Source organism: Mesorhizobium sp. M00.F.Ca.ET.216.01.1.1 (assembly GCF_004010325.2).
GTDB lineage: Bacteria > Pseudomonadota > Alphaproteobacteria > Rhizobiales > Rhizobiaceae > Mesorhizobium.
Window position 1 is genome coordinate 42,645 of record NZ_SADR02000024.1, and the last position, 26,423, is coordinate 69,067.

Sequence of the window (26,423 nt, forward strand, 5' to 3'; positions counted from 1 at the left end):
ACTGAGTATCCATCCCATGGCCGACAAATCGGAAAAGATGAAAGCGCGGCTGCCGCGCGGACTTGTCGACCGCGGCGCCGACGACATCCGCGCCGTCGAGAAGATGATGGCGACCATCCGTGGCGTCTATGAGCTTTACGGATTCGAGCCGGTCGACCAGCCGCTGATCGAATACACCGATGCGCTGGGCAAATTCCTGCCCGACCAGGATCGGCCGAACGAAGGCGTGTTCTCGTTCCAGGACGACGACGACCAGTGGCTGTCGCTGCGCTACGACCTGACCGCGCCGATGGCGCGCTTCGTCGCCGAGAACTTTGAGCGCCTGCCGAAACCCTATCGAAGCTACCGCTCCGGCTGGGTATTCCGCAACGAGAAGCCCGGCCCCGGCCGCTTCCGCCAGTTCATGCAGTTCGACGCCGACACGGTCGGTACGCCCAATGGGGTGGCAGGCGTCGCGGCGGATGCCGAGATGGCGATGATGATGGCCGACGTGATGGAAGCACTCGGCATCAAGCGCGGCGACTACGTGATCCGCGTCAATGATCGCAAGGTGCTCGACGGCGTGCTGGAGGCGATCGGCCTTGGCGGCGATGAGAACGCCGGGCGCCGGCTGACGGTGCTGCGCGCGATCGACAAGCTGGACAAGATCGGGCCAGAAGGCATTGCGCACTTGCTTGGTGCTGGACGAAAAGACGAAAGCGGCGACTTCACCAAGGGCGCCGGGCTCGACCAGCACGCCATCGGAACCGTGCTCTATTTCATGAACTATGAACCCGGCCCGGAAGCCGGTTCATGGCGAAAGCTGGAAACCGCCAAGGACATTTCGCCGAACGCCGCCCAGATCCGCTGGCTGAAGACGCTCGACTATTTCGCCGATACCGGTCGCGAAGGTGTCGACGAGCTCGCCACGATTGCTTCGATCGTGGACAGCGCCGGCTATGGCGACGGCCGGGTCATCATCGACACATCGATCGTGCGTGGCCTTGAATATTATACCGGCCCGGTCTTCGAGGCTGAGCTGCTGGCCGAGATTCCTAACGAGGACGGCCAGGTAGTGCGCTTCGGCTCGGTCGGCGGCGGCGGGCGCTATGACGGCCTCGTCTCGCGCTTCCGCGGCGAGCCGGTGCCGGCGACCGGCTTTTCCATCGGCGTCTCCAGGCTGATGACCGCGCTGAAGAACCTCGGCAAGCTCGATACGTCGGACGTAATTGCGCCGGTCGTTGTGCTGGTGATGGACAAGGACACCGAAAGCCTCGGCCGCTATCAGAAAATGGTAGCCGAACTGCGCGCCGCCGGCATCCGCTCCGAGATGTATCTTGGCGGTGCCGGCATGAAGGCACAGCTTAAATATGCCGACCGCCGCGGCAGCCCGGTCGCCATCATCCAGGGCGGCGACGAGCGCGCCAGAGGCGAGGTGCAGATCAAGGATCTGATCGAAGGCGCGCGCATGTCGGCGGAGATCGCCGACAACGCCGAATGGCGCGCCGCGCGGCCGGCGCAGGTGACGGTGGCGGAGGCGGATCTGGTCGCCGAGGTGAGGAAGATACTGGCGGCGCAGGCTGAGGAACGGGCACGTGGCAAGTAGGGCGCCAATCTTCCCTTCTCCCCTTGTGGGAGAAGGTGGCCGAGCGAAGCTCGGTCGGATGAGGGGTGTTGGAAGAAACTCGACGCCGCCGCTCCGTCCAGCACCCCTCATCCGTCTTGGCGCTTCGCGCCAATCCACCTTCTCCCACAAGGGGAGAAGGCAAGGTGGTGCCTCGTGACCTCCCGCTATCCCGCCATCGCCGCGGATATCGCCAAGCTCTTTGCCGCGCGCGGCACGCATGCGGTCGAGGTGGCGGTGCTGCAGCCGGCCGACCCTTTCCTCGACATGGCGGGCGAGGATCTGCGCCGCCGGATTTTTCTCACCGAAAGCGAGACGGGGCAGACGCTTTGCCTGCGGCCGGAATTCACGATTCCCGTCTGCCTCGACCACATTGCCAGCCAAGCCGGCACGCCGCATCGCTATTCCTATCTCGGCGAGGTGTTTCGCCAGCGCCGCGAAGGCGGCAACGAATTCTTCCAGGCCGGCATCGAGGACCTCGGCGATCGCGACACGGCTGCGGCCGATGCCCGTTCGCTGGCCGATGCGCATGCACTGCTTTCCCTGGTGCTGCCGGGCCAGGTACTGGCGATCACGCTCGGCGACCAGACCATATTCGAGGCGGTGCTTGCGGCACTCGGCCTGCCACGCGGCTGGCGCATGCGGCTGGCCCGTGCCTTCGGTTCTGCGGCGATGCTGGAGGCGGCACTGGCCGACCTCGCCAACCCGCCGCGCAACGGCCAGTTGTCCGGCCCGGTCGCAACCCTTGTCCTCGACGGCGACCTTGAAGCTCTTTCGGCGCATATTGCTGTCGGCATGGCGGAGGCGGGGCTGTCGGCGTCCGCCGGCCGCTCGCCGGCCGACATCGCCCGCCGCCTGATCGAGAAAGCCGAACTGCGCAGCGTGCGGCTGTCGAACGAGGCTTTTTCGGCATTGAAGGATTTCCTGGCGATCGACGTTCCGCTGGATGGTGCGAGCAGCGCGCTCGAGGCCTTCGCCACAGGTGCCGGGCTATCGCTGGGTGCGGCGCTGAAAAACTTCGCCGCCCGCGCCAAGGCGATCGCCGGCCACGGCCTGCCGACAGCAGAAATCCGTTACGATGCCGCCTTCGGCCGGCCGCTCGACTATTACACCGGCCTCGTCTTCGAGATCGCGGCGCAAAACGGCGACCGGCCGCTGGCCGGTGGCGGCCGCTACGACCGTTTGTTGACATTGCTCGGCGCTAGGACGCCAATCCCGGGCGTCGGCTTCTCGGTCTGGCTCGACCGTGTCGAAGCGTTGCGGGAGAGAGAGCGATGATCACGCTGGCTATTCCGTCGAAAGGCCGGCTCAAGGAGCAGGCGCTGGAAATGCTGGCGGGGGCCGGGCTTGCCGTCAGCCTGCCCAGCGACGAGCGCAAATACCGCGCCCGCATCCAAGGTGTGGAAAGCGTCGAGGTGGCGTTTCTGTCGGCGTCCGAGATCGCCGGCGAGATCGGGCAGGGATCGGTCGATCTCGGCATCACTGGCGAGGATCTGTTGCGTGAAAATCTTGCCGAATGGGAGACGCGCGCGGAGATTGTCGCCCGCCTCGGTTTCGGCAATGCCGATGTCGTGGTGGCGGTGCCCGATATCTGGCTCGACGTCGATTCGATGGCCGATCTCGACGATGTCGCCGCCGATTTCCGCCAGCGCCATGGCCGGCGGCTGCGGATCGCCACCAAATACTGGCGGCTGACCCAGCAATTCTTTTCGCAAAAACACGGCATCCAGGTCTATCGCATCGTCGAGAGCCTGGGCGCCACCGAGGGCGCGCCGGCGGCTGGATTGGCCGATGTCATCGTCGACATCACCACCACCGGCTCGACGCTGCGCGCCAACCATTTGAAGGTATTGGCCGACGGCGTCATCCTGCGCTCGCAGGCCTGCCTTGTCGCGTCGAGGAAGCAGCGTGCAGCCGCCGATGAAGCCGTCCTGTATGACATCGCGACCAGGATGTCATCGGTGGCGGGATAGGTCTCAATACCTTTGACGGGATTTTCACCGCCCCGGCGGGCTGATAGGCTCAGCCTGTCTGCGGAGGAGACGGCGATGGCGATCAAACTCGACGAGTTGAAGAATGCCACGAACCTGCGCGGTCGCGGGACATTCGTCGAGCCGATCGACGGCAGGGCGCATGTCTCGGGCGAGCGCTCGGTGCCGCTGCTCAACCTGACGATCCCGGAGCTGCTTTCCGATACGGTCTCCAGATATGGCACGCTCGATGCCGCCGTCTTCGTCGAACAGGACAAGCGCTTCACCTGGAGTGAGCTGTCCGAGGCCGTGGATGCTTTGGCCGCCGGGTTCCTGGCGCTCGATCTGGAAAAGGGCGACCGCGTCGGCATCTGGTCACCCAATCGCTGGGAATGGCTGGTGACGCAATTCGCCACCGCGCGCATCGGCCTGATCCTGGTCAACATCAATCCGGCCTACCGGCTGACCGAGCTGGAATATGCCCTGAACAAGGTCGGCTGCAAGGCGCTGGTGACAGCCGCAAAATTCAAGAGTTCCGACTATCTCGGCATGATCGAAACGCTGGCGCCGGAGATCGCGACAGCGACGCCCGGCAAACTCGAGGCGAATAAGCTGCCGGCGCTGAGGACCGTCATCCGCATGGGCGAGGAGAATTCGCCCGGCATGTTCAATTTCGCCGACGTTCTGGCGATGGCCGGACGCGACGAGCATGACAGCCTCGACCGCATCTCCGAGGGGCTGAAACCGGGCGATGCCATCAACATCCAGTTCACCTCCGGCACCACCGGCGCGCCCAAGGGCGCGACGCTGACCCACAACAACATCGTCAACAACGGCAATTTCGTAACCTTGGCGATCAAGCTTACCGTCGACGACCGACTGTGCATCCCGGTGCCGCTCTATCACTGTTTCGGCATGTCGATGGGCACGATAGGCTGTGTCACCAAGGGCGCGACCATGGTTTTCCCGGGCGAGGGGTTCGATGCCGGCGCCACGCTGAAGGCGGTGGCGGGTGAGCGCTGCACCGGCCTCTATGGCGTGCCGACCATGTTTGTCGGCCTGCTTGACCATCCGGATTTCCAATCCTTCGATCTTTCCAGCCTGCGCACCGGCATCATGGCGGGCTCGCCGTGCCCGATCGAGGTGATGAAGAAGGTGGTGTCGCTGATGCACATGGAAGAGGTGACCATTGCCTACGGCATGACCGAGACCAGCCCGGTCTCGTTCCAGAGCAGCGTCGACGACCCGCTGGAAAAGCGCGTCTCGACAGTCGGCCGCATCCATCCCCATGTCGAGGTCAAGGCCATCGATGCCGATGGTGCAACTGTTGCGGTGGGCGCGCCGGGCGAGCTCTGCACGCGCGGCTATTCGGTGATGAAGGGCTATTGGGACGACGAAGAAAAGACCCGCGAGGCGATCGACGCCGATGGCTGGATGCACACCGGCGACCTCGCCACCATCGACGCCGAGGGCTATTGCAACATCGTTGGCCGGGTCAAGGACATGGTCATCCGCGGCGGCGAGAACGTCTATCCGCGCGAGGTCGAGGAATTCCTCTATCGCCACCCCAAGGTGAAGGAAGTGCAGGTGTTCGGCATTCCCGATCCGAAATATGGCGAGGAGCTTTGCGCCTGGATCGTGCTCAAGCCGGGCCAGATCACGACCGAGCAGGAGATCAAGGCGTTTTGCGCCGACCAGATCGCGCATTACAAGATCCCGCGCTACATCCGTTTCCGCGCCGAACTGCCGATGACGGTGACCGGCAAGCCGCAGAAGTTCCTGATGCGCGAGGCCATGGTGGAGGAGCTCGGGCTGGTGACGCAGAAGACGGCTTGAGGAGCGGGCATGTGACCGTGTAATTGTGTGACTACAGGTCGCAAATTGTCAGCTTCGCGCCAACTCCGGGCATTCCAGATGGGTGTTTAACTGTCTGCTTGTGGCGAACCGGACTGTCGCGGACGCAAACTTTTTGACCGTTGGCGACCCTTATGGAGTAGCGACGCGGAGGGATCACGGCTTTCTCCTCCGGCGATCATCATCGCAGCCACTGCCAACGCCACGAACTAGTTCCAATACTTGAAAACTCTTCCGAGACGGTTTGGCATCATGAACAACTGCTTTGCATTGGCAAATCCAGCTTGATAGCCCATCGCCGTCCAAGTGTCGGCCAGCTCAGGGAAATCAGCCAGGCGCATGTGGCTTTCCATCGCGGCGAATTCGTCATCTGTCACCGCTGCAAACGCAACCCGACACGCTGAAAATCGATCGAGCCATTCAGCTCGGTTTTCTCCCTCAAGCAGTGTAGGCTCCCAAATCAGGAATATGCCACTTCGGTTCAGTGCATCGTGCACATCTCTCATCAATCGAGCCTTCCCTTCAGGCTGTAGATGATGGAGCGACATTCCAATCCACACCAGATCGACGGGCACGGTCCATTTGGACATTGCTTCAACGAAATCGCAACATCGTAGCTCGATAGGACACGCCAAAACCTTCAGTACTTCGCTCGCGAGTTCCAACGATTGTGCAGAAAGGTCGATGCCGTAGTAGTGCTCGACAGAGGTTCCTTTGAGCGCCGCCGCTGACGCAGTTGCGTCCCCACAAGCGATGTCGAGAAACTTAAAGGGTTTCAGCATCTGTTGGCAAACCACGTCGCGAAGGAGGCCATAGACCTCACGATGAAACATGAGGTTTTCGCCGACGATCTTCCGGTAAGCTGCCAACTGTCCGTTAAACAATGCTTGGGTGTCGTCGGCATCGAGCGAAGGCGCATCTCTACCTACATTTTGATCCCTTCTCATTTGTTCCCCTCCAAAGCGTCAAGCCGAGGTTGCCGTGAATATTCGGAGCCTTCCGCGTACAAATGCAGCGCGCGATATACGGCCGTATGTGCCGGCGTCGGCACGCCAAGCTCATTGCCGAGCGCGCGCAGGCGCCCCGACAGCCATGCGAGTTCGGTCGGCTTGCCTCGGGAGAAGTCGATGGCCATCGAGGCTTGGGTCTCGGGCGGGAAGGTTCGCCACAGGGACAATGTGTGCTCCGCGTATCCTTCTGCCATAGGGTGATCTGCTGCCGACGCAACGGCCATTGCTTCGTCCCGCAACTGCTCTATGAAGATACGCGATTCATGATCGGCCAAGATCGGACCAATACCGGCGCGCATCAGGCTGGTCGCGCCCGAAAAGGCGCACAGCGTAACGAACTTGGTCCAGAGCACCTGATTGATGTCCTCAACCGTCTGCAGATCGATGCCGACGGCCCGAAGACAAGCACCTCGAAACGCCTCCATCATCGCATCACGGCGTCCGCCGACTGTAAACCGGGGGATGCCGCCGCGATGGACGACAATACCCGGCGCTTGGAGATAAGCTGAAACGTAGGTAGCGCCCCCGACAACTTGCGAACGAGGCACAAATCGAGCAAGCGTATCGACGCTGTCTATGCCGTTCTGAAGCGTCAGAACCCTGGTCTCTGGTCCAACCAACGGGACAATCGCCGCAGCCGCTTTTTCGGCGTCGTAAAGTTTGACGGCGAATACAACTATATCGACAAAGCCAATATCCGCGGGTGTTTCGGTCGCCGTTACTTTGCGTAGCGAGATATTGCCGAGCGGGCTCTCCAACTGCAAACCCTGCCGTCGCATTGCTTCGAGGTGGGCGCCACGTGCAACAAACGTGACGTCTTCACCGGCCTGGGCAAGTCGCACACCGAGATACCCGCCGACTCCCCCTGCCCCCATCATCGCGATCAGCATGGTCGTCCCCTCGACGACAATATTAGCTACCGTTAAGATAGCATCTGTGCCGCCTTACGGCACGACCAAATTTCGGGCCACCCCGACAGGGCCTGCCGCCAAAGAAGTCGGATCGTACGAAGGTCCGCTTTTGGCGCTACTTGATCGTTCCCATCGACGAGACGAATGGCAACATTCCATGTGCGCCGGCCCTTTAACGTTCTAGGCGCGACGAGCAGCTTTGGAGCGCTTCGCCTCGACCGTTGCCGAGCCAGCCATGAAGCCAGGAGACCACTTCGCAATGTGGCCTGGGCTCCGGCTTGAAACGAGAATAAGCTGCCCCAATTCCCTCCAGCAAAGTCAGCTTGTATTCGGAGGGCGCCGATGGACGTCTTTTCCCCTAAGGCCGGGTCCCTTTCCGCTAGAATCGGATTTCTCGGTCGCGGCGGCCGCCTCTGGCATGACCCTCGCCCCTGGCGCGGCGCAGGCCGCGCTTCTCGCCCGCGTTCCCGCCGCGCGCGAAATGGCGGTCTGCGGCGACATACTGTTCGTCGGAACCAAAGGTTCCTCGGTCTATGCCGTGCCGCTGTCCGGCGGCCGCGCCCGGCGGGTCGCCTCCAGATTCTCCGCTCCGAATGGCGTCGCATGCTCCCGAGGCCGTTTGTTTGTAGCGTCGAGGAACAGCATCACCGCGTTCGATATCGGGCCGGGGGGCGCTCTCAGCGGCAGGCGCGACATTCGCCGCGGGCTGCCGAATTCGGGAGCCCATAGTCTTCGCTATATTGCCGTCGGCCCCGATTCCCGGCTCTATGTCTCGTTAGGCTCGCCCTGCAACATTTGCCAGCCGCGCGGACTGCAAGGCACGATCGTCAGCATGAACCAGGACGGGTCCGATCTTCAGCGCGTCGCTTGGGGCGTTCGCAATTCGGTCGGCTTCGACTGGCGCGGCGGCACCATGTTCTTCACTGACAACGGCGCCGACCGAATGGGCGACGATATTCCGCCTGACGAGCTGAACGAGCTTCGGCCAGGCGGCTTTTATGGCTTTCCCTACTTCGGGGGCCAAATTCGGCTTAAAGGGTTCCAGGACGCGCGGCCGCCCGCGCAGGAGATTCCGCCCGTCTTCGACTTTCAGGCGCATGTCGCAACCCTCGGAATGCATTTCTTCCTCAGCCTCGGCGGCGACGCTCTGGTCGCCGAGCACGGCAGTTGGAACAGGTCGGTTCCAGTCGGGCGTCAGGTCGTGCGCGTGCGCTTCCAGGGCGGCCGGCCGGTCTCGTCGACGACTTTCCTCAGAGGCGTCGGCCGGCCCGTCGATGTCAAGGAAGCGCCGGACGGTTCCGTCCTGGTGTCCGACGACGCCGGAGGCGCGATTTACGTCTTTAGGCGATGACACTTGAGGTTTCCTCAAGGGGAATCGCTTCAGGCTAAGGGCCTGGTTTGGCGGGCGAGCGCTTCGGGGTAGTCGGGTTTAAGGAAGCACCTCAAGCGGCCAGCACCGCCGCATCCAATCCGCGAATGATCTTCGCCAGTTCGACGCATTCGTCGTGCCGAACCTTGTTGCGCCGCCAGGCGAGGCAGATCGTGCGCTGCGGCATCGGCTCCTGGAACGGCACGATCTTCAGGTCGCGCATGGCGCTGGCCGGCCCTGCCGCCATCTCCGGGATCAGCGTCACGCCGAGCCCGTGCGCCACCATCTGCAGCAGGGTCGTCAGGCTGGTCGCGCCATAGCTTGCCATCGCGACCGGCCGCACGCTGCCGCAGACGGCGAGCGCCTGTTCGCGCAGGCAATGGCCTTCCTCCAGCAGCATCAGCCTTTCCAGTGCCGGGCTTTCGGGCGGAACAGGCGGCGAGGCGAAGGCGGGATCGCCGGCCGGCACGGCAAGGAAGAATCGGTCGGAGAAGAGCGTCTCGGTGACCAGGCCGGATTGTTCGAGCGGAAGTGCCGCGATGAAAGCGTCGAGCTTTCCCGAACTGGTGTCCTCGACCAGCGACGCGGTCACCGCTTCGCGCAATTCGAGCAGCAAGGCCGGGAAATGCCGCTTCAGCTCAGGCAGCACATGCGGCAAGAGGTATGGCGCCACGGTCGGGATGATGCCGAGCCGGAAGCGGCCTTCCATGGCGGGACGGCTGCGCCGGGCCGTGGTCTCGACCTCACGGATGTCCGAAAGAATGCGTTCGATGCGGGGCAGCAGGGCCAGCGCCTCGTCAGTCATTCGCACCGATTTGCCGCCGCGCTCGAACAGCCGGCAATTGAGCCGAAACTCCATCTCCGCGATCTGCGAGGACAGCGCCGGCTGGCTGACGCCGGCCAGCTTCGCCGCGCGGCCGAAATGCAGCGTCTGCGCCAGTGCCTCGAAATAATGCATTTGCCGGACGGTGAGACCTATCATAAGCAAAACCTATCGGAATAAACAGGAAAGGCAATTTGTTTTTATCGGCAATGCGGCCTAGTCTGGAGCCATTCCAGGATGGTGCGGCCGTTGGCTGCGTCGGAAACTTCGGCAAAAATTGGAGAGTTAGATGGACGCGAAAACCGACGACAACAGCGCAGGCAAATGCCCTGTCGCGCATGGATCCGCCGGCAGGACCATCCGAGACTGGTGGCCGAACCAGCTCGACCTCGGCGTTCTTCACCAGCAGTCGAGCCTCTCGGACCCGATGGGCGAGGGCTTCGACTACGCCAAGGAATTCAGGAGTCTCGATCTCGATGCGGTGATCAAGGACCTGCACCACGTGATGACGGATTCGCAGGATTGGTGGCCGGCCGACTTCGGCCATTACGGGCCGTTGTTCATCCGCATGGCCTGGCACAGTGCCGGCACCTATCGCATCGGCGACGGCCGCGGTGGCGCCGGAGCCGGCCAGCAGCGTTTCGCCCCGCTCAACAGCTGGCCGGACAACGCCAATCTCGACAAGGCGCGCCGGCTGATGTGGCCGGTCAAGCAGAAGTACGGTCGCAAGATTTCCTGGGCCGACCTGATGATCCTCGCCGGCAACGTCGCGCTGGAATCGATGGGCTTCAAGACGTTCGGCTTCGCCGGCGGCCGAGCCGATGTCTGGGACCCCGAGCAGGACGTGGACTGGGGTTCCGAAACCAAGTGGCTCGACGACGAGCGCTACTCCGGCGACCGCGAACTTCACGGCCATCTCGGCGCCGTGCAGATGGGCCTGATTTACGTCAATCCGGAAGGGCCGAACGGCAAGCCGGATCCGCTGGCCGCTGCGCGCGACATCCGCGAGACCTTCCGCCGCATGGCGATGAACGACGAGGAGACCGTGGCACTGATCGCCGGCGGCCACACTTTCGGTAAGACCCACGGCGCCGGCGATGCCTCGCTGGTGGGGGCTGATCCGGAAGGTGCGGCCATCGAGGCGCAGGGCCTCGGCTGGTCAAGCAAGCATGCCACCGGCATTGCGGGCGACGCGATCACCTCGGGCCTCGAGGTCACCTGGACCACGACGCCGACGAAGTGGAGCAACGACTTCTTCGATAACCTGTTCAACTACGACTGGGAGCTGACGAAGAGCCCGGCAGGCGCCTATCAGTGGACCCCGAAGGGCGGCGCCGGCGCCGGCACGGTGCCGGACGCGCATGATCCGTCGAAGCGTCGCGCGCCGGCGATGCTGACCACCGACCTCTCGCTGCGCTTCGATCCGGCCTACGAGAAGATCTCGCGGCGTTTCCACCAGAATCCGGATCAGTTCGCGGACGCCTTCGCCCGCGCCTGGTTCAAGCTCACCCACCGCGACATGGGTCCCGTCGTGCGCTATCTCGGCCCACTCGTGCCGAAGGAAGAGCTGATCTGGCAGGATCCGATCCCGGCGGTCGACCACGAACTGGTCAGCGAGCAGGATATTGCGTCGCTGAAGGCGAAGATCCTGGCGTCGGGCCTGTCCGTTTCCGAACTGGTTTCGACCGCCTGGGCGTCGGCCTCGACGTTTCGCGGTTCCGACAAGCGTGGCGGCGCCAACGGTGGGCGCATCCGCCTTGCGCCGCAGAAGGACTGGGTCGTCAACCAGCCGGCCGAACTGGCGAGGATGCTTTCGAAGCTCGAAGCAATCCAGCAGGAGTTCAACGCTGCGCAGAAGGGCGACAAGAAAGTCTCGCTTGCCGACGTGATCGTGCTTGCCGGCGTCGCCGCGGTCGAGAAGGCCGCGAAGGACGGTGGCCAGGAGGTGAAGGTGCCGTTCACGCCGGGCCGCATGGACGCTTCGCAAGAGCAGACGGACGTCGAGTCCTTCGCCGCGCTCGAGCCGACCGCCGATGGCTTCCGCAACTATGTCCGCGGCAAGCAGCCGATGTCGGTCGAAGCAATGCTGGTCGACCGAGCGCAGTTGCTGACGCTGACGGCGCCCGAGATGACGGTGCTTGTCGGCGGCTTAAGGGTGCTCGGCGCCAACACCGGCAAGTCGAAGCACGGCGTGTTCACCGACAGGCCGGGCACGCTGACCAACGACTTCTTCGTCAACCTACTCAGCATGAACACGGTCTGGGATCCGGCCGCGGGCTCTGATGAGGTGTACGAAGCGCGCGATCGCAAGACCAGGGAGGTCAAGTGGACCGGCACCCGTGCCGACCTGATCTTCGGCTCACACTCACAGTTGCGCGCCCTCGCCGAGGTCTATGCCTCGTCGGACTCGAAGGAGAAGTTTGCCAGAGACTTCGTGGCGGCGTGGAACAAGGTGATGAACCTCGACCGTTTCGAACTTGCCTGATCCAGGAAGAGATCTGTTCAAACAAAAAGGCGCGGGCCTGGCCCGCGCCTTTTTCGTCAGACCAAAGCCTGTCAGTATTTCTCGAAGATGCGAGCCTTGGCAACCACGCCGGCAATGGCGCCGCCGATTAGCGGTGCAACCATAAAGAGCCAAAGCTGGCTGATCGCAGCACTGCCCGAAAACAGCGCCGGACCGATGGAGCGGGCCGGGTTGAGCGATGTGCCGGTCACCGGGATCATGGCGAAGTGCAGCCCGGCCAGCGTCAGGCCGATGACCAAGCCGGCAAAAGCCGTCGTGTGGCTGGCGCTGGTGACGCCGAGGATCACCGTTACGAAAGTGAAGGTTCCGATCAGCTCCCACAGGAAGGCCGAACTGACGCCCCATTTAGCCACATCCCAGCCATTGGCGCCAAAGCCGCCGGTGTGGCCGCCGGTCTGGCCGGAGACGATGATCCACAATGCCAGCGAGGCAATGATGGCGCCGATGATCTGCGCGATCCAGTAGGGAACGACATCCTTGGCAGGCAATCTGCCGGCGAGGAACACGCCGAGCGTCACCGCCGGATTAAGATGCGCGCCCGAGATCGGACCGATTGCATAGGCCGCCGCAATGAGGCCGATGCCGAACGCCAGACCGATGCCTTCCTGGCCGAGCGGCAGCGCGCCGCCGAAGCCGCCCGTGACTACAGACGCCGTACCGATGAACACCAATAGAAATGTGCCTAGAACTTCCGCCAGATACGTCTTCATTTGCCCTCTCCTCGTATCGATCCGCGGCTTCGCCTTTTCTGCGATGCGAATCATGAAATGAAGAGTATTCGCAACGGGAAAACTTGAAAAGCAGAGCGTTGCTCCAGGTGGCATGCTTGTACGCGCCAGCTGCGCGCATTAGAGACCTGTCATGTATTGATTGAATTGTTGCGTTTTCCGCAGGCTGATGCTCACTTCGTCGGGCGGCGCACCGATGCACCATCGGGCATTCGCCACCCTCCGTATGGATCGTCTCGCCATCGGAGAAACAGAACTGTTTCAATCAGGGCATGAAAGGCTCTAAGAGCAGGGCCGGAATTAATTTGCTGAGTAATGAGAAGACGAAATGCGACTGGGCGGACGGCTGGCGGCGGCGATCGAAGTGCTGGAAGACATTGGCCGGCGCCATAGGCCGGTGGCAGATGCGCTCAAGGACTGGGGCCTGTCGCACCGCTTCGCCGGCGGCGGCGACCGCGCAGCGATCGGCAACATCGTCTATGACGCGCTGCGCCGCAAGCGCTCCGCCGGCTGGCTGCTCGGCGAAGACACGCCGCGCGCCATCGGCTTCGGTGCCTTGCTGCTCGAATGGAACCAGACGACGCAGTCGTTGAACGACGCGCTCGACGGCGACAAGTTCGCGCCGCCGCTGCTGAACGACAACGAGTTGAAGGCGATTGCCGGTCGCCGGCTTGCAGATGCGCCGCCGGCGGTGCAGGCAGATATTCCCGACTGGTGCGCGCCGCTTTTCGAGCAGGCCTTCGGCAAGTCATGGGTCGAAGAGGGTGCCGCCCTTGCGACCCGCCCGCCGCTCGACCTCAGGGTCAACACCTTGCAGGCCGATCGCGGCAAGGTGCTTGCTGAGCTGGAAGGGACCGGCGCCAAGGCCGCGCGGATCGCACCGAACGGCATTCGCATCCCGCCGATCGACGGCGACGGCAGGCACCCGAACGTGCAGGCGGAGCCGGCCTTCCAAAAAGGCTGGTTCGAAGTCCAGGACGAAGGCTCGCAGGTCGTGGCTACGCTGGCCGGCGCCGAGGCCGGAATGCAGGTGCTCGACTTTTGCGCCGGCGCCGGCGGCAAGACGCTGGCGCTGTCGGCGGCGATGGACAATCGCGGCCAGGTGTTTGCCCACGATGCCGAAAAGGCGCGGCTGGCGCCGATCTTCGACCGCATCCGGCGCTCGGAAAACCGCAACATCCAGATCGTCACCAAGCCGACGGAACTGGCGCCGCTCTCCGGCCACATGGATATCGTCCTGGTCGATGCGCCGTGCACCGGCAGCGGCACCTGGCGGCGCCGGCCGGACGCCAAATGGCGGCTGACGCAAAGGCAGCTCGACGCGCGCAAGGGCGAGCAGTCGGCAATCCTCGATGCCGCACAGGCCTTCGTCAAACCCGGTGGCCTGCTGGTCTACATCACCTGCTCGGTGTTCGACGAGGAGAACGGCGAGCAGATCGCCGCCTTCCGGGAACACCATGACAGCTTTGTTCCGGTCGATCATCGTGCGCTCTGGGACGGCCGCTTTCCGGGCCAAGAGGCGGCCGTGCGCATCGGCGCCGCAGGCGGCATTTCGCTGTCGCCGGCGTTGAGCGGCACCGACGGTTTTTATGTCTGCGTGCTGCGCAGGAATGGCTGAACCTTACTTCAATCCACCGCGGATCGTCCATCGAGGCAGATGAGGCCGATTGCTGCAGTGCAGCATTTGCGATTGCCTGCCGTCCATGCCTCTGCAATAAGCTTTTCCTGGAGCGGCGTGCATCCGTTTGGAGGCACAAAGCTCCAGCACTTTGAATCTACACATCGTGCATTCCGAAAATCGGTCCCGATTTTCGGGCCGATGCGGGAAATGAAGGCGGTGGCCATGGCAGCAAAGATTGTACCCGCTCCCGACTACGAGGATCGCGTCAGGACATCTTTTGCCCGCCAGAATGCAATGTCGACCATCGGCGCCGAATTGACGCTGGTGACGCCCGGCATCATCGAGATCGAGATGCCCTATTCGGCAGCGCTGACCCAGCAGCATGGTTTTCTTCATGCCGGCGTCATCTCGACCGCGCTGGACTCGGCTTGCGGCTACGCGGCGTTCTCGCTGATGCCGGAGAATTCCGGCGTGCTGACCATCGAGTTCAAGGTCAATCTGCTGGCGCCCGGCAAGGGAGAGCGCTTCCTGTTCCGCGGCTCGGTGACCAAACCCGGCCGCACCATCATCGTCGCCGATGGCCAGGCCTATGCGTTCGCCGCCGACGGCGAAGCCAAGCTGATCGCTACCATGACCGGGACGATGATGACGGTGGTCGGCCGCGACGGGATTGAAGGGTGAGGGCGACGAACGCCCGGAGCCACAGCGAAGGGCAGGGAGGATTGAATGACCAGCAAAGCATCAGATGAGTTCCTGTCCGGCAAGTCCGTCCTCTTCGTCATGGCGGCGGCGGCCGAATACGGTCCGCATCTGCAGCGGCTGTTCACGCCTGTCATGACAGGGGTGGGGCCGGTCGAGGCCGGCGTCAGGCTGGGCGCGGAACTGTCGCGGCTTAAGTTCGAAGGCACGCTGCCGGACCTCGTCGTGTCCCTCGGTTCGGCGGGCAGCCGGACGCTCGAACAGACGGAAATCTACCAGGCCGTTTCCGTCAGCTACCGCGACATGGACGCCTCGCCCCTGGGCTTCGAGATGGGCGCCACGCCGTTTCTCGACCTGCCGGTGACCGTGCCGCTGCCGTTCCGGATCCCGGGCATCAGGCAAGCGACGCTGTCGACCGGCGCAGCGATCATCTCCGGCGCTGCTTACGATGCGGTCGCCGAGGACATGGTCGACATGGAGACCTTCGCCTGCCTGCGCGCCTGCCAGTTCTTCGGCGTGCCGCTGGTCGGTCTGCGCGGCATTTCCGACGGTGCCGCCGATCTGAGGCATGTCAACGACTGGAAGGAATACCTCCACGTCATCGACGAGAAGCTGGCGGGGGCGGTCGAACTGCTGGAACAGGCGATCGCCTCCGGTACGCTGCAGTTTGGTCCATCGCATGAGCACGCCCAATCGGATTGACGGAGGCGACCTCGCAACCCATTGCGCCGACTCATTTCTTTCTCTAAACGCTCGCCATGAAAACAGCCAATCATCCCGACACCGTCCTGATTGTCGATTTCGGCAGCCAGTTCACGCAACTCATCGCCCGCCGCATCCGCGAGGCCGGCGTCTTTTCCGAGATCGTGCCGTTCCAGTCGGCCGAGGCGGCGTTCGAGCGCATCAATCCGAAGGCGGTGATCCTCTCCGGCGGCCCAGCCTCGACCAGCGACATCGGCAGCCCGCGCGCGCCGCAGATCGTCTTCGACGCCGGTGTGCCGGTGCTCGGCATCTGTTATGGCCAGATGGCCATGTGCGTGCAGATGGGCGGCGTCGCCGAAAGCTCCGATCATCGCGAATTCGGCCGCGCCTTCGTCGAGATCGAGAAGGACAGCCCGCTGTTCGAAGGCCTGTGGGCAACCGGCCAGCGCCACCAGGTGTGGATGAGCCACGGCGACCGCGTCATCTCCTTGCCCAAGGGGTTTGAGGTGTTCGGAAAATCCGAGGGCTCGCCCTTCGCCATCTTCGGCAATATCGAGCGCAAGATGTACGGCATCATGTTCCACCCGGAAGTGGTGCACACGCCGGACGGCGCTCGGCTACTCCGCAATTTCGTCCACAACATCGCCGGCATCGAAGGCGACTGGACGATGCGCGCCTACCGCGAACATGCGGTCGAGACGATCCGCAAGCAGGTCGGCAAGGGCAAGGTCATCTGCGCGCTTTCGGGCGGGGTGGACTCCTCGGTTGCGGCGCTGCTGATCCATGAGGCGGTCGGCGACCAGCTGACCTGCATCCTTGTCGACCACGGGCTGATGCGCAAGGACGAGGCGGCCGGTGTGGTGGAAATGTTCCGTCAGCATTACAATTTGCCGCTGATCCTGGTCGATGCCTCGGATCGCTTCATCGGCGCGCTCGAAGGCGAGGCCGACCCGGAGAAGAAGCGCAAGACCATCGGCCGGCTGTTCATCGAGGTGTTCGAGGAAGAGGCGAAAAAGCTTGGCGGCGCCGATTTCCTGGCGCAAGGCACGCTCTATCCCGACGTCATCGAAAGCGTCTCCTTCACCGGCGGCCCGTCGGTGACCATCAAGTCGCACCACAATGTCGGCGGCCTGCCCGAGCGCATGAACATGAAGCTGGTCGAGCCGCTGCGCGAACTGTTCAAGGATGAGGTGAGGGCGCTCGGCAAGGAGCTCGGCCTGCCCGACAGCTTCATTGGCCGGCATCCGTTTCCAGGCCCCGGTCTCGCCATCCGCTGCCCCGGCGGCATCACCCGCGAAAAGCTGGAGATCCTGCGCGAGGCTGACGCCATCTATCTCGACGAGATCCGCAAGGCCGGCCTTTACGATGCCATCTGGCAGGCCTTTGCCGTGCTGTTGCCAGTGCAGACCGTCGGCGTGATGGGCGATGGCCGCACCTACGAGTTCGTCTGCGCGCTGCGCGCCGTCACCTCGGTCGACGGCATGACGGCGGACTTCTACCACTACGACATGGCGTTCCTGGGCGCCGTCGCCACCCGCATCATCAACGAGGTGCGCGGCATCAACCGCGTTGTCTACGACGTTACCTCGAAGCCGCCCGGCACCATCGAGTGGGAATAAAGGTGCATCATTAGCTAGCTTTCGGTAAGTATCGATCAGAGTTGTATAAGCCTCTGAAATAAGTGTGTTTTCCTTACTGCATCTATCGCCATCTATCGCCTGGAAGCGGAATCATTTGGCGGTAAATTTGACGGCATGCGTTTCAGCGTTCTCTTTCCTGCCATGTAATACCGTCGTCCCGCCGATTGCAAGCGCACTCACTTCTTGCCCATCAAAGCATTGAAATACAATGATCGTTCCTAACAGTTGACGGTAAAATTAATGACGGTAAAATTGGCGGCCGAGAAACCAAAGTTGTGATCCGATCCTCTGTCATTATGTTAACAGATATTGCCCTTAAGCGGCTGAAACCGAAAGACAAAATGTACAAAGTTGCCGACCGTGACGGTATGTACGCTGCGGTGTCTCCGACTGGGCAGATTGCGTTTCGGTACGACTACCGGACCAATGGTCGGAGAGAGACTGTGACGCTGGGCCGATATGGGAACGGAGGTCTCACGCTGGCAGAGGCACGCGACCGCTGCCTTGCCGCGCGAAAAATGGTGGCAGCCGGAAAGTCGCCGGCGCAAGAAAAGCAGCGCGAGAAGCGTCGCCTGTCAGGCACGGCGAGCTTCGGGGATCAAGGCAAGCGCTGGTTAAAGGAAGCGAAGATGGCGGATAGCACCCGCTCGATGCGCAAGGCTATTTTCGATCGCGACATTTTGCCGATTTGGGAAAAAAGACTCCTAACCGAAATAACACCTGACGACTTGCGGGCGCTCTGCGCAAAGGTGAGGGATCGTGGTGCGCCGGCAACCGCCGTCCATATCCGCGATGTCGTGAAGCAGATCTATAGCTACGCCATTCTGCACGGCGAGAAGATCGCCAACCCTGCGGACGAGGTGGGACCAGCCTCAATTGCCACGTTCGAGGCGAAAGACCGCGCTCTGTCGCCTGCAGAAATCCGGATAATGCTGAAAGAGTTGGAAAACGTGCCGACGCTGCCGACGATTCGGGTCGGCCTAAAGTTCATCCTGCTCACGATGGTCCGAAAGAGTGAACTACTCGAGGCGACTTGGGACGAGGTCGATTTCGAGAACGCCGTCTGGAGCATCCCAAAAGAGCGAATGAAGCGGAAGAAGCCGCATAACGTCTACCTGTCACAGCAATCCCTCGATATCATGATCGCGCTCAAGACTTGTGCGGCGAACTCCCGATATGTGCTGCCGTCCCGCTACGATGCCGATGAGCCCATGTCGCGCGCGACGTTCAATCGGGTAACCGCGGCGATTGTCGAGCGGGCAAAGCAGCAAGACTTTCCGCTCGCGCCTTTCACAGTGCACGACCTTCGGCGCACCGGCTCAACACTCCTGAACGAGATCGGATTTAATCGCGACTGGATTGAGAAATGCCTTGCCCACGACGACAGGCGGTCCTCTCGAGGTGTCTACAACAGAGCTGAATATGAGCCGCAGCGTCGTCATATGCTGCAGGAATGGGCGGACATGGTCGATGCGTGGGCGGCAGGCAAAAAGCACACGCCCAGACTCCAGCCGCCTGCAGAGGCAGCGGTTATCCTTGATCCGATTTGACGGGTCTTGCCTTTCGTAGTCTTACGTCAGGCGCAGGCTTGGTCTTGATTTTTCCGACAGATGACGCATTCCGCCGCTCCTCGATCCACGCTTCGACTTCTGCCAAGTCCCAAACAACACAGCGGGCGGTGAGATTGAAGCGTCGTGGGAACTCGCCACGCTGTTCCATCTCATAGACGGTCGTATCAGACAGGGGAACGATTTCTCGCAGCTGCGACCGGCGAACAGTTCGCACTACTCGACGCGACGCGATGTGTGGTAGAACCAGAAGTGGATCCGGCTGCCCAATTTCGATGCCCTTGAATTTATCGACCTCGGAAGACTGCTGCCGTTTGACCATTTGCGTGACCGGGATGGATTGCCTTACTGGCCAACAATCGCGCAACTTTTCGAGGTTTCGTACAGCCCTCAATTGCGACCACGTATCCTCGCCTACTGACGTGAAGACTCAAGGGCATTTCACTGCGGATTATGTCAGGACCGCACCACCAATGGGATCCATCGAGCAGGCGCTGCATAAGGTCCGACAGGCGATCCTTGCTGCAGGCTTCTCGATGCTCGAATATCTCAAGCTGCGCGCTGACAATGACCTTGCGCCAATTGACGCGTTAATCGGCCGGCGCGGCTAGATCGCGGCGGAGGCGAAGCGCCGCGAGATCACGCTCACAGCCGAGGACGCGAAGCGCCGCCGGCTTCGCAGTTACGCCGTCGCCGATCTCACCAATCATGAGAGATTGCCGACATGGACAGCGAGACTTGGTCTTTGGTTAAACGGCAGCAGGCTCGGCGGTCGCAACGGCTACCTTGTCAAATACTGTGATGAGAAACGTTGCATCGCCAACATCTTCATCGAAGATGTGCTCGCATATTTCGAATTCCTGCGTGCCTTAGCGTGGCTGATCACGGAGGACGGCAGAACAGCCGATGCCGACCGACAAAAGGTGAAAGGCAATGAAGGCGAGCATAGTTCCTGCTCCGCTTGGTTGTTTGCGGAACCGGACCGAGTGTTGGAAAATGAAAGTTGGGGACAGTGCTCTCCGGCAGTTGATTGCAGACGCATCACAATGCGTATTACTCCGACTCAACCGCGCGGGGAAAACCAATGGCGAAGAAACCCAATGAGACTACGAGCAAGAAAGTTGCTTCGACGGCATCCAAGTTGCTTCGTTCTAACAGCTCCTCAAAGGCAGTCAAATCGGTCGCGGGATCCGCTCTTACGCAAAGGGTGAAAAAAAAGAAATAGCGCCGGTTTGACAGACATGGAGCAGTTTTGGCCTCATTCAGAAGAGCGCCAAGGAGTTTGGTTTCCGGCGAACTGGTTGTGTCCGAAAAGGTGGACTGCACGTTGGCGTCGACGCCATCCACAAACTGGAGAGCGCAGAGATTGGCGTTTTGGTTTGCCTTGATCCACCAACGGCACCGATGCTGAGAGAGGCTGCATCCGAGGGTGAGGTCGGCCCGCGCTCAAAGCAAGTTCCTAAAGTCCAGATTTAGAAGACGCCCGTCGAACGCCTGGGGGATGATAGATCTTCCGGAAGTAGGAAGACAGCCGGCTGTTTCGCCACAAAAGCTTGGCCGCAAGCGGGTTGAGGGTCAAACGGAAATGATGTTTCCAATGTCTTCAAACAGCAGAATGTCGAAGGGCCAAAACGCAAGGGAAATGGGCCCATCCGGACGGTCGACATCGAAGTGACCCGCGGACCATAGCCGAAAACAAAATAGCCTTTAAGGGCCCGCTCGACTGAATCCAGGAGCGGGCTTTTCTAATTCAGGGCGGGGTTCGAACCCACGAGACCGATGAAGGTCCACCTCCTTATCAGGGATGCGCAATCGACCGCTCTGCCACCTATCCACAACGTTGGTTCGATTGATCGATCTTCAAGCCCCGAGACATTCTCGGTGCGAATACGGCGGACTTTTGCCGCAAGCACGGCATTTCGGCAGCGACCTTCTATAAGTTCAAGGCGAAGTTTGGCGGGGATGGAATTGTCCGACGCCCGTCCCCTGACGGCGCTGGAGGACGAGAACGCGCGGCTCAAGAAGCTGCCGGCGGAGCGGATGCTCGACAATGGATCTTGAAGGATGCTGCCGCAAAAATGTATGGTCCGCCCCGTCCGGGCAAGGTGTCGCGAGATCGCGAATGACCTATGGAAGGGCCGATACCCTCGAAGAGCGGCTTGGGTTGAAGCCGCTGGTTGGCCAGCGCATTGCGCCGATCATCATCTTCGCCGCCAGCATCGAACATCACCTGGAGCGGCGTTGTGGAAGCTCAAGGGCGTCAATCCAAAGGGCATTCGACCCGAGACCGACGCGAAGATGATCTCTGATTTGATCGGGATGCTTGAAACATTCGCGTCAACCGCTGCCAGCGGGAGACGAGCGCACCCTTCTTCAGACATGGTCCAATGCGGCCAGTCTTGCATTTGCGATCAGGAATGACATCGCTCATGGCGTGCCACCAACTTGGGCGAGAACGCGCAAGAGACCGTCCAGCGACTATTGGGCCGACGATCACTCTCTCGATCTCGTTCGTCACGCCTTCGCGGTTCTACTGCGCGTCACTGTTGGCGTTTCGACAGAGAAGATGCCGTTGATCGAGCTTGCGAACCCATCTTTGCTACGTGCCCTCCGCCGCGAATTATTCTGAGCGAGATGGCCTGCAAAGACTATAATCCGACCTTCAGAAATACTAAATCGGCAGCGATGGCTTCCTATTTCCCCGCGAGCGCTACACTGGTCACTTCAAGAATGGCGGCACCGTACCGCGGGCGCGCAGGCCAGGATGTCCAGTTCGACGTCACGGAAGGCCAATCGAAGACACGATCGAGGCATTCAACAATCTTGGATTTAACGATCGCACGATGACGATCAATCGTACGGCTACTCGGGCTATATCGCTCGAACTTGGACCGATTGCCCTTGGCCGCTTCCAGGTCGCATTGGTTTCGAGGTTGTGCCGGCATTCAACGAAGCTTTCTACGGCGCGCTCCACGTCGATCATATCGATCACAGCTGGAATGAGAATGACGGCCTCGCTTTTCGCATTCAAAATACACTTGGCCTTGCCGGCTTAGTGGTCGGCGGCAAAGTAGAGTTCTGCAAGATAAGCGGCACCATTCCAATCGGCGGCGCGCTGGTTACCTTGGGCGCGAAGTCGGCGACGGGGTCGACATCGCTTGATACGCCCAATGGCGACAGCACAACCTACCATGTGCGGCTCACGCAGCCGATCTACATGCTCGCCCATGTCGTCACGCCGGTGTTTTCAGGTACGGTCCCCCTGTGGTTCAAGTTGGAACCGACCAAGGGCAAGATCCCTACAACGCTGGGACAGAAGGGGTCGATCCAGATCACACCGACAGGACAGCGCCGTGACTACGTCCTTGTCGTTAGGCTCGATCAGGCCGCCTTTCTCCCGCAAGGGCTGACCGCGTCGGGCAAAGTCGACGTTAATTGGCAGGCACCGACCACGCTGCCGCCGACCGCGGCCGGCATCACGATGCCGCACCAGTAGCGAATTTCTCGCTGTAGCCGGGTTTGAGCGCAGCAAGCGATCTATTCGTCGCACTGCAATCGGCCTATGGCGAACTGAGTGCGAGGCCCTTTTGGAGGGCTTTTCCGTGTTGGCCGAAACGGTAGCTTTGGGTCAGGTCACGACTATGCCTAGCGGGGTGCCTCAACGTTCGTTTCCGACTATTTGTGCCTTAAAACTGCCAACCTGCAACGGCCCAACGCCGCCTGGCAGCTTTTGCGCCTCGTGTCGGCCATAGAGGCGAACTTTACCTCTGCCCGGAAGCAGACATTTCGGTTGACAACGCGCGCCGTCGCGGTCGCGCCATGAACAGGCATGGAATGTGGGTTCAACTGAAATGGATAGCTGGAGACTAGTATTGGCAAAAGTGCTTGCATCGCGGTGCGAACTGACGCTCTCTATTAGCTTAAGGTAAGATCAATTAGCTAAACCTAGTGCCATGGGCGATACTGACATCAACGCCGCTTTCGCGGGGGTGGACATAGCGCGATTTGCCCCGAGGGGGCATGAGCGTTTTGATGGTCCTATTCGAACGTTCTCAGACGCAGATGGGACAACTCTCTCAGCAATATCGGATCGAACGTTTCTTAGGTGGATAATCAGAGAACTCGGCGATCTGAGGGGGAAGCGCATATACGAAATTGGAACAGGAACTGGTTATCTGGTGTCAGTACTCTCCTTGCTAGCCGGCAGGGAAGGAGACGTCCCACTGATATTTGGTTGCGAGATTATTCCCGACCTCTTCGATCAATCACAGCGCGCCCTCATCGGCACTTCTGGTGTGCGCGTGCAATTAGGTGATTGGGTCGATCGACTGCCCGAGCTGGGTCTCTTCGACGTCATAATAGCCACTTCTGCGTTTCGTGGCATCCCGCGACTGCTTCGCGAGGCGTTGCGGGTGCCGGGAGGCATGCTCGCTATGCCTGTAGCGATTCCGGGTGGCGGGGACTGCTTTACGATCTTCCTAGCAACCGAGAAAGGACTACTCACGGTCGGCGCTAGGATGTCCGTGTCCGTCCCTACAACCGGTTCCATTGCAGATGAGGACACATGGTACATCCCGCTTGAAAAGCTTATTGATCCGCGACCGAAGTCCTTCTTGCATATTGAAAAGGGCCGAGGCTTTGGTCACCCTGTTTTGGATTCTTTGGCATTCCGGAGCTACCTTTTTGGCGCTGAACCGAATTTCCGCGCTGTGAACCTAGGCGTCGAGCGTACATTCGACCTCACACACTACTCTTTCGGTCTCATCGATAGCGAGCGCCGCTCGGGCGCGCTTTATCACGGCCGCGACATAGTCGTGTTCGGTGATCTGGGCCTCGAATTTGCCGGCACCTTGGCAGCCCATCGGGAACGATGGCAAGCAAATGGGCAGTCGGATCTTAGCCGAGTGCACTATCATATCCCTTGGACCGCGTTCGATGCTGACCAGTTGCCAAGCGGATATGTTGCTGCCCTTGGAGGCTGAGGATGTTGCAGACGGCTCCTCCAGACTTGTCATACGTTTGTCCCGATGTGAGATTTCGGGAAATAGGTTGCATCCCCATCATCGGAATGAAGTGCGCAGCAGAGCTGATGGAAACTCCCTGGGTGTCGCGAGACGTTTCCGCTCTGGATGAACTTGCTGCCCTCCTCACACCCCAGCGTATCGCGGCACGGCATGGGACGCGCTTGGTCACGCTCGAGCATAAGGAACGATGGCGGAACCTCCGGGCGCAACAGAGATTGGGCGATTATCTCGCTGGTCTCGACACAACTGAATTTTATCTCAGGCAGAGTGACGCGTCCTTCGTCGACATCGCGCATCGATTGCCTGTTTCACCTCGATCACGCGAGCCGGCATACTTCGACAACATATGGATCGGTCCGCCAGGAACGGTGCAAACCTTTCATCAAGATAACCACAACGACTACGTCACGAACCATAATTACTTCATTCAGTTGTTTGGGTGGAAATATGTTGCAGTCTGCCACCCACGGGATACCTTCGCGCTCACGGACGGCGCCACAGTGCGAGGGCACCATTGCGATGCCTCGCCGACGGACCCCAATGTCTGGCAACGCGTGCCGTCGTTACGTCATGCAATCGTCGGTCCATGCGACCTCCTGCATATCCCTCCCAGTTACTGGCATTACGTCCAATCCCTCTCAGTTAGCATTTCGGTGTCGCGTTGGTGGTTCGATAACCACTTGGCAGAGATCATTTACAGCGTTGGGCAAGAGCGTTGGGAGCGTCCTGCAATCGTTGTGGCGGATACTAGGACATTCTTGGCTGACCTTGAAGAGTTTGGCGGCGCTTCTGCTTTGAAGCGTGTCCTTTTGCAATTGTCTCCCATCGCAAGATTTGCAATTATAACGGCGTTCAGTGAATTCTATGGCAAAGGAGTTTTCGACTATGTCTGAAGCACCGCTTTCCTTCGAACTGAGTGAAGATCAAGCTAAGGCCCTCAGGTCCCTCGCTGGAGGTAAAGGCATACGCATTTCCGGTTATGTCGATGGGACAACCCTGAAGGTCGACAACATTGCCATCAACGCAGGGATAATCGGTATCAGCAGTTCACCCTTCAAGGACGGCATGGCCCCTTTTATCGCTTGCAATGGCCCGCTCGAAGTTGAAAAATGACAATGGACTACGTCGCGCGTTTTGTTGAAACTGCCCTTGACGAACAAGGCGACATAGCAACGCGCGACTACCTTCGGCTGTTTGGCGACGCTGTTGCACGTCACGTGCCGCCATACTTCCTCGCCGACTACGGCAACAGTTTTAGGTCGCATATTGAGAACCCGGTATGGGTGCTGCAGTCGCTTGTCTCGAATGCGATCAAAGAGGGCGAGGGTTCCCGCGACTTAGCGAAGATTGCCAACGCTTGCACAAGTGCCGGGCTTGTTGACGATCTGAGCCAGCATGTCGAGGATGAGGCAGGTCATTGCCGAATGTACCTTCGTCTCGCCGATCTGGTATTTCCAGACGCATTGCCAGATAATGTGCGCGGGGCCGTTGAGACCCAGTTTCCCCCCATGCAGCACAGCCAGGTCGAGGCCGCTAGCCTCGAAACCTGGAGGGTGCTCGACTATTTGATTCAGGTGAACCTCGGTGAGGTGAGGACCCGCATTCACCAGAAGTTGTTGGAGCCCGTGCTCGAGGCATATTGCCCGCACCGTAACCTAGACATGCTGGGTCGAACGCTATGCAAGTTAAGTGGCGACGAGTGTAGCCACATCCGCTACACTGCAAGACGCATCGGAGAACTGTCCAAAGAATTTGCCTCGACTCGGGTTGAAGAACTCTTTTGGCAGAGATTGCTACAGTTCACCGCATACACAGAGCGCGAATTGGGTAGCCAGAGGGCTGGAGGGTTTGCGACGTCCCTAGTTAGGGATCGGTGATTGCTCCGTGGGGATCGTGTTGGCAGGCACGCTCTTATTCAGGTCGCCTTCGCCGTTGACCCGCGCCGTTAGATCTGTCGACCTCCTGGATGAAAATTCGCTTGCGAACCGCGGGGAGTCAACCGGACAGTTCTCAGGACGGCTGTTGGCGCCAAGCGGTCCGCGCTATGCTGGACGTGTTAGTCCGTTTCTAGACCGGCCAACCCGAAAACAAATAGTCCGCTTGCGGCCCAGAAGCCGACGCATCTGGCCGCCGACAGCGCCTACGGATCGGCAGCGAACCTCGCCTGGTTGGTCAAGGAACGGGAGATCGCGCAGCATATCCCCGTGTTCGATAAAACCGCACGGATGGCACTTTCTCGCGCGCCGACTTCATGTTCAGCGGAACTACTGGTTCGCCCTGAGCGAGGATCGACCGCTATTCTTTTTCGCCGGCCTTCGGACGCCTTGGCATGGTATCGGAAGGTTACTCGGGTCTAGCCGGCGCGGCCGTCTTGTCC

At 60.8% G+C, this 26,423-nt stretch carries 22 protein-coding genes and 2 pseudogenes; 19 read left to right on the forward strand and 5 right to left on the reverse strand.

What is annotated here, in order from left to right; genetic code table 11:
* Positions 1 to 16 precede the first annotated feature (16 nt).
* From hisS to EN859_RS26630, 4 genes are all read left to right on the forward strand, one after another.
* A complete protein-coding gene (hisS, locus tag EN859_RS26615) occupies positions 17 to 1,585 on the forward strand; it encodes a histidine--tRNA ligase (protein ID WP_127855729.1) in 1,569 nt (522 codons plus the stop codon).
* 174 nt (positions 1,586 to 1,759) lie between these two features.
* Complete coding sequence (locus EN859_RS26620) at positions 1,760 to 2,881, forward strand: ATP phosphoribosyltransferase regulatory subunit (protein ID WP_127855728.1); 1,122 nt, start codon at positions 1,760 to 1,762, stop codon at positions 2,879 to 2,881.
* Positions 2,878 to 3,576, forward strand: coding sequence for an ATP phosphoribosyltransferase (hisG, locus tag EN859_RS26625; RefSeq protein WP_127855727.1), 699 nt, complete (start codon positions 2,878 to 2,880; stop codon positions 3,574 to 3,576). The genes EN859_RS26620 and hisG overlap by 4 nt, the downstream gene beginning before the upstream one ends.
* Before the next feature lie 75 nt (positions 3,577 to 3,651).
* Complete coding sequence (locus EN859_RS26630) at positions 3,652 to 5,409, forward strand: AMP-binding protein (protein WP_127855726.1); 1,758 nt, start codon at positions 3,652 to 3,654, stop codon at positions 5,407 to 5,409.
* Between the two features lie 227 nt (positions 5,410 to 5,636).
* Here the strand turns inward: EN859_RS26630 and EN859_RS26635 are convergent, their stop codons facing one another.
* Both EN859_RS26635 and EN859_RS26640 read right to left on the reverse strand, forming a co-directional pair.
* Positions 5,637 to 6,374: a class I SAM-dependent methyltransferase gene (locus EN859_RS26635; RefSeq protein ID WP_127855725.1), complete on the reverse strand. Its 738-nt coding sequence runs from the start codon at positions 6,372 to 6,374 to the stop codon at positions 5,637 to 5,639.
* The gene (locus tag EN859_RS26640; RefSeq protein ID WP_127855724.1) at positions 6,371 to 7,327 is read right to left on the reverse strand and encodes a 2-dehydropantoate 2-reductase; all 957 of its coding nucleotides are present in this window, start codon (positions 7,325 to 7,327) and stop codon (positions 6,371 to 6,373) included. Before EN859_RS26640 ends, EN859_RS26635 begins: the two co-directional genes overlap by 4 nt.
* Positions 7,328 to 7,766: 439 nt before the next feature.
* Between EN859_RS26640 and EN859_RS26645 the strand changes: the two genes are divergently transcribed.
* Positions 7,767 to 8,699, forward strand: a complete 933-nt coding sequence (locus tag EN859_RS26645) for a PQQ-dependent sugar dehydrogenase (protein ID WP_127855723.1) — start codon at positions 7,767 to 7,769, stop codon at positions 8,697 to 8,699.
* A gap of 91 nt (positions 8,700 to 8,790) precedes the next feature.
* On the opposite strand, the gene EN859_RS26650 is transcribed toward EN859_RS26645, so the two are convergent.
* Positions 8,791 to 9,699: a hydrogen peroxide-inducible genes activator gene (locus EN859_RS26650; protein WP_127855722.1), complete on the reverse strand. Its 909-nt coding sequence runs from the start codon at positions 9,697 to 9,699 to the stop codon at positions 8,791 to 8,793.
* Between the two features lie 130 nt (positions 9,700 to 9,829).
* On the opposite strand from EN859_RS26650, the gene katG reads away from it, so the two are divergent.
* Positions 9,830 to 12,025: a catalase/peroxidase HPI gene (gene katG / locus EN859_RS26655; protein WP_127855721.1), complete on the forward strand. Its 2,196-nt coding sequence runs from the start codon at positions 9,830 to 9,832 to the stop codon at positions 12,023 to 12,025.
* Between the two features lie 71 nt (positions 12,026 to 12,096).
* Here katG and EN859_RS26660 read toward each other — a convergent pair whose 3' ends face one another.
* Positions 12,097 to 12,774 carry an MIP family channel protein gene (locus EN859_RS26660; RefSeq protein WP_127855720.1) on the reverse strand — a complete coding sequence of 226 codons (678 nt, stop codon included), beginning with the start codon at positions 12,772 to 12,774 and terminating at the stop codon, positions 12,097 to 12,099.
* A 346-nt stretch (positions 12,775 to 13,120) separates the two neighbouring features.
* On the opposite strand from EN859_RS26660, the gene EN859_RS26665 reads away from it, so the two are divergent.
* The 5 genes from EN859_RS26665 to EN859_RS26685 all read left to right on the forward strand — a co-directional run bounded on the left by EN859_RS26665 (position 13,121) and on the right by EN859_RS26685 (position 19,004).
* The gene (locus tag EN859_RS26665; protein WP_127855719.1) at positions 13,121 to 14,410 is read left to right on the forward strand and encodes an RsmB/NOP family class I SAM-dependent RNA methyltransferase; all 1,290 of its coding nucleotides are present in this window, start codon (positions 13,121 to 13,123) and stop codon (positions 14,408 to 14,410) included.
* Between the two features lie 225 nt (positions 14,411 to 14,635).
* Positions 14,636 to 15,094, forward strand: a complete 459-nt coding sequence (locus tag EN859_RS26670; RefSeq protein WP_127855718.1) for a PaaI family thioesterase — start codon at positions 14,636 to 14,638, stop codon at positions 15,092 to 15,094.
* A gap of 45 nt (positions 15,095 to 15,139) precedes the next feature.
* The gene (locus EN859_RS26675) at positions 15,140 to 15,814 is read left to right on the forward strand and encodes a 5'-methylthioadenosine/S-adenosylhomocysteine nucleosidase (protein ID WP_127855717.1); all 675 of its coding nucleotides are present in this window, start codon (positions 15,140 to 15,142) and stop codon (positions 15,812 to 15,814) included.
* 56 nt (positions 15,815 to 15,870) lie between these two features.
* Positions 15,871 to 17,433 carry a glutamine-hydrolyzing GMP synthase gene (gene guaA / locus EN859_RS26680; protein ID WP_127855716.1) on the forward strand — a complete coding sequence of 521 codons (1,563 nt, stop codon included), beginning with the start codon at positions 15,871 to 15,873 and terminating at the stop codon, positions 17,431 to 17,433.
* A gap of 317 nt (positions 17,434 to 17,750) precedes the next feature.
* On the forward strand, positions 17,751 to 19,004 hold the full coding sequence (locus EN859_RS26685; RefSeq protein ID WP_091595769.1) for a site-specific integrase: 1,254 nt from the start codon (positions 17,751 to 17,753) through the stop codon (positions 19,002 to 19,004).
* On the opposite strand, the gene EN859_RS26690 is transcribed toward EN859_RS26685, so the two are convergent.
* Positions 18,985 to 19,239 carry an AlpA family phage regulatory protein gene (locus EN859_RS26690; protein WP_091595894.1) on the reverse strand — a complete coding sequence of 85 codons (255 nt, stop codon included), beginning with the start codon at positions 19,237 to 19,239 and terminating at the stop codon, positions 18,985 to 18,987. The genes EN859_RS26685 and EN859_RS26690 overlap by 20 nt on opposite strands.
* Positions 19,240 to 19,495: 256 nt before the next feature.
* Here EN859_RS26690 and EN859_RS38320 point away from each other — a divergent pair, with 256 nt between their 5' ends.
* The 8 genes and pseudogenes from EN859_RS38320 to EN859_RS26730 all read left to right on the forward strand — a co-directional run.
* Positions 19,496 to 19,633 (forward strand): hypothetical protein, encoded by a 138-nt coding sequence (locus EN859_RS38320; protein ID WP_164746654.1) that lies wholly within the window; start codon positions 19,496 to 19,498, stop codon positions 19,631 to 19,633.
* 1,245 nt (positions 19,634 to 20,878) lie between these two features.
* Positions 20,879 to 21,074 (forward strand): annotated as a pseudogene (locus EN859_RS26700) (transposase); the annotation flags it as partial.
* An 883-nt stretch (positions 21,075 to 21,957) separates the two neighbouring features.
* Positions 21,958 to 22,518, forward strand: a complete 561-nt coding sequence (locus EN859_RS26705; RefSeq protein ID WP_127855715.1) for a hypothetical protein — start codon at positions 21,958 to 21,960, stop codon at positions 22,516 to 22,518.
* Positions 22,519 to 22,975: 457 nt separating this feature from the next.
* Complete coding sequence (locus tag EN859_RS26710) at positions 22,976 to 24,004, forward strand: hypothetical protein (RefSeq protein WP_091595766.1); 1,029 nt, start codon at positions 22,976 to 22,978, stop codon at positions 24,002 to 24,004.
* A 107-nt stretch (positions 24,005 to 24,111) separates the two neighbouring features.
* Entirely contained in the window at positions 24,112 to 24,939 is an 828-nt protein-coding gene (locus EN859_RS26715) for a cupin-like domain-containing protein (protein ID WP_164750383.1), read from the forward strand.
* Positions 24,932 to 25,159: a hypothetical protein gene (locus EN859_RS26720; RefSeq protein ID WP_091595762.1), complete on the forward strand. Its 228-nt coding sequence runs from the start codon at positions 24,932 to 24,934 to the stop codon at positions 25,157 to 25,159. Before EN859_RS26715 ends, EN859_RS26720 begins: the two co-directional genes overlap by 8 nt.
* Before the next feature lie 2 nt (positions 25,160 to 25,161).
* Positions 25,162 to 25,923 (forward strand): hypothetical protein, encoded by a 762-nt coding sequence (locus EN859_RS26725; RefSeq protein WP_091595760.1) that lies wholly within the window; start codon positions 25,162 to 25,164, stop codon positions 25,921 to 25,923.
* 246 nt (positions 25,924 to 26,169) lie between these two features.
* A pseudogene (locus tag EN859_RS26730) lies at positions 26,170 to 26,303 on the forward strand (IS5/IS1182 family transposase); the annotation flags it as partial.
* Between the last annotated feature and the right edge of the window lie 120 nt (positions 26,304 to 26,423).

What these genes read in the sequence shown, in the direction of transcription:
- EN859_RS26630 (WP_127855726.1), top strand. Translation starts at nt 3,652, where the DNA reads ATGGCGATCAAACTCGACGAGTTGAAGAATGCCACGAACCTGCGCGGT.
- hisS (WP_127855729.1), top strand. Translation starts at nt 17, where the DNA reads ATGGCCGACAAATCGGAAAAGATGAAAGCGCGGCTGCCGCGCGGACTT.
- katG (WP_127855721.1), top strand. Translation starts at nt 9,830, where the DNA reads ATGGACGCGAAAACCGACGACAACAGCGCAGGCAAATGCCCTGTCGCG.
- EN859_RS26725 (WP_091595760.1), top strand. Translation starts at nt 25,162, where the DNA reads ATGGACTACGTCGCGCGTTTTGTTGAAACTGCCCTTGACGAACAAGGC.
- hisG (WP_127855727.1), top strand. Translation starts at nt 2,878, where the DNA reads ATGATCACGCTGGCTATTCCGTCGAAAGGCCGGCTCAAGGAGCAGGCG.
- EN859_RS26720 (WP_091595762.1), top strand. Translation starts at nt 24,932, where the DNA reads ATGTCTGAAGCACCGCTTTCCTTCGAACTGAGTGAAGATCAAGCTAAG.
- EN859_RS26675 (WP_127855717.1), top strand. Translation starts at nt 15,140, where the DNA reads ATGACCAGCAAAGCATCAGATGAGTTCCTGTCCGGCAAGTCCGTCCTC.
- EN859_RS26715 (WP_164750383.1), top strand. Translation starts at nt 24,112, where the DNA reads ATGGAAACTCCCTGGGTGTCGCGAGACGTTTCCGCTCTGGATGAACTT.
- EN859_RS26670 (WP_127855718.1), top strand. Translation starts at nt 14,636, where the DNA reads ATGGCAGCAAAGATTGTACCCGCTCCCGACTACGAGGATCGCGTCAGG.
- EN859_RS26685 (WP_091595769.1), top strand. Translation starts at nt 17,751, where the DNA reads ATGTTAACAGATATTGCCCTTAAGCGGCTGAAACCGAAAGACAAAATG.
- EN859_RS26635 (WP_127855725.1), bottom strand. Translation starts at nt 6,374, where the DNA reads ATGAGAAGGGATCAAAATGTAGGTAGAGATGCGCCTTCGCTCGATGCC.
- EN859_RS26665 (WP_127855719.1), top strand. Translation starts at nt 13,121, where the DNA reads ATGCGACTGGGCGGACGGCTGGCGGCGGCGATCGAAGTGCTGGAAGAC.
- EN859_RS26650 (WP_127855722.1), bottom strand. Translation starts at nt 9,699, where the DNA reads ATGATAGGTCTCACCGTCCGGCAAATGCATTATTTCGAGGCACTGGCG.
- EN859_RS38320 (WP_164746654.1), top strand. Translation starts at nt 19,496, where the DNA reads ATGGGATCCATCGAGCAGGCGCTGCATAAGGTCCGACAGGCGATCCTT.
- EN859_RS26710 (WP_091595766.1), top strand. Translation starts at nt 22,976, where the DNA reads ATGGGCGATACTGACATCAACGCCGCTTTCGCGGGGGTGGACATAGCG.
- EN859_RS26640 (WP_127855724.1), bottom strand. Translation starts at nt 7,327, where the DNA reads ATGCTGATCGCGATGATGGGGGCAGGGGGAGTCGGCGGGTATCTCGGT.
- EN859_RS26645 (WP_127855723.1), top strand. Translation starts at nt 7,767, where the DNA reads ATGACCCTCGCCCCTGGCGCGGCGCAGGCCGCGCTTCTCGCCCGCGTT.
- EN859_RS26660 (WP_127855720.1), bottom strand. Translation starts at nt 12,774, where the DNA reads ATGAAGACGTATCTGGCGGAAGTTCTAGGCACATTTCTATTGGTGTTC.
- guaA (WP_127855716.1), top strand. Translation starts at nt 15,871, where the DNA reads ATGAAAACAGCCAATCATCCCGACACCGTCCTGATTGTCGATTTCGGC.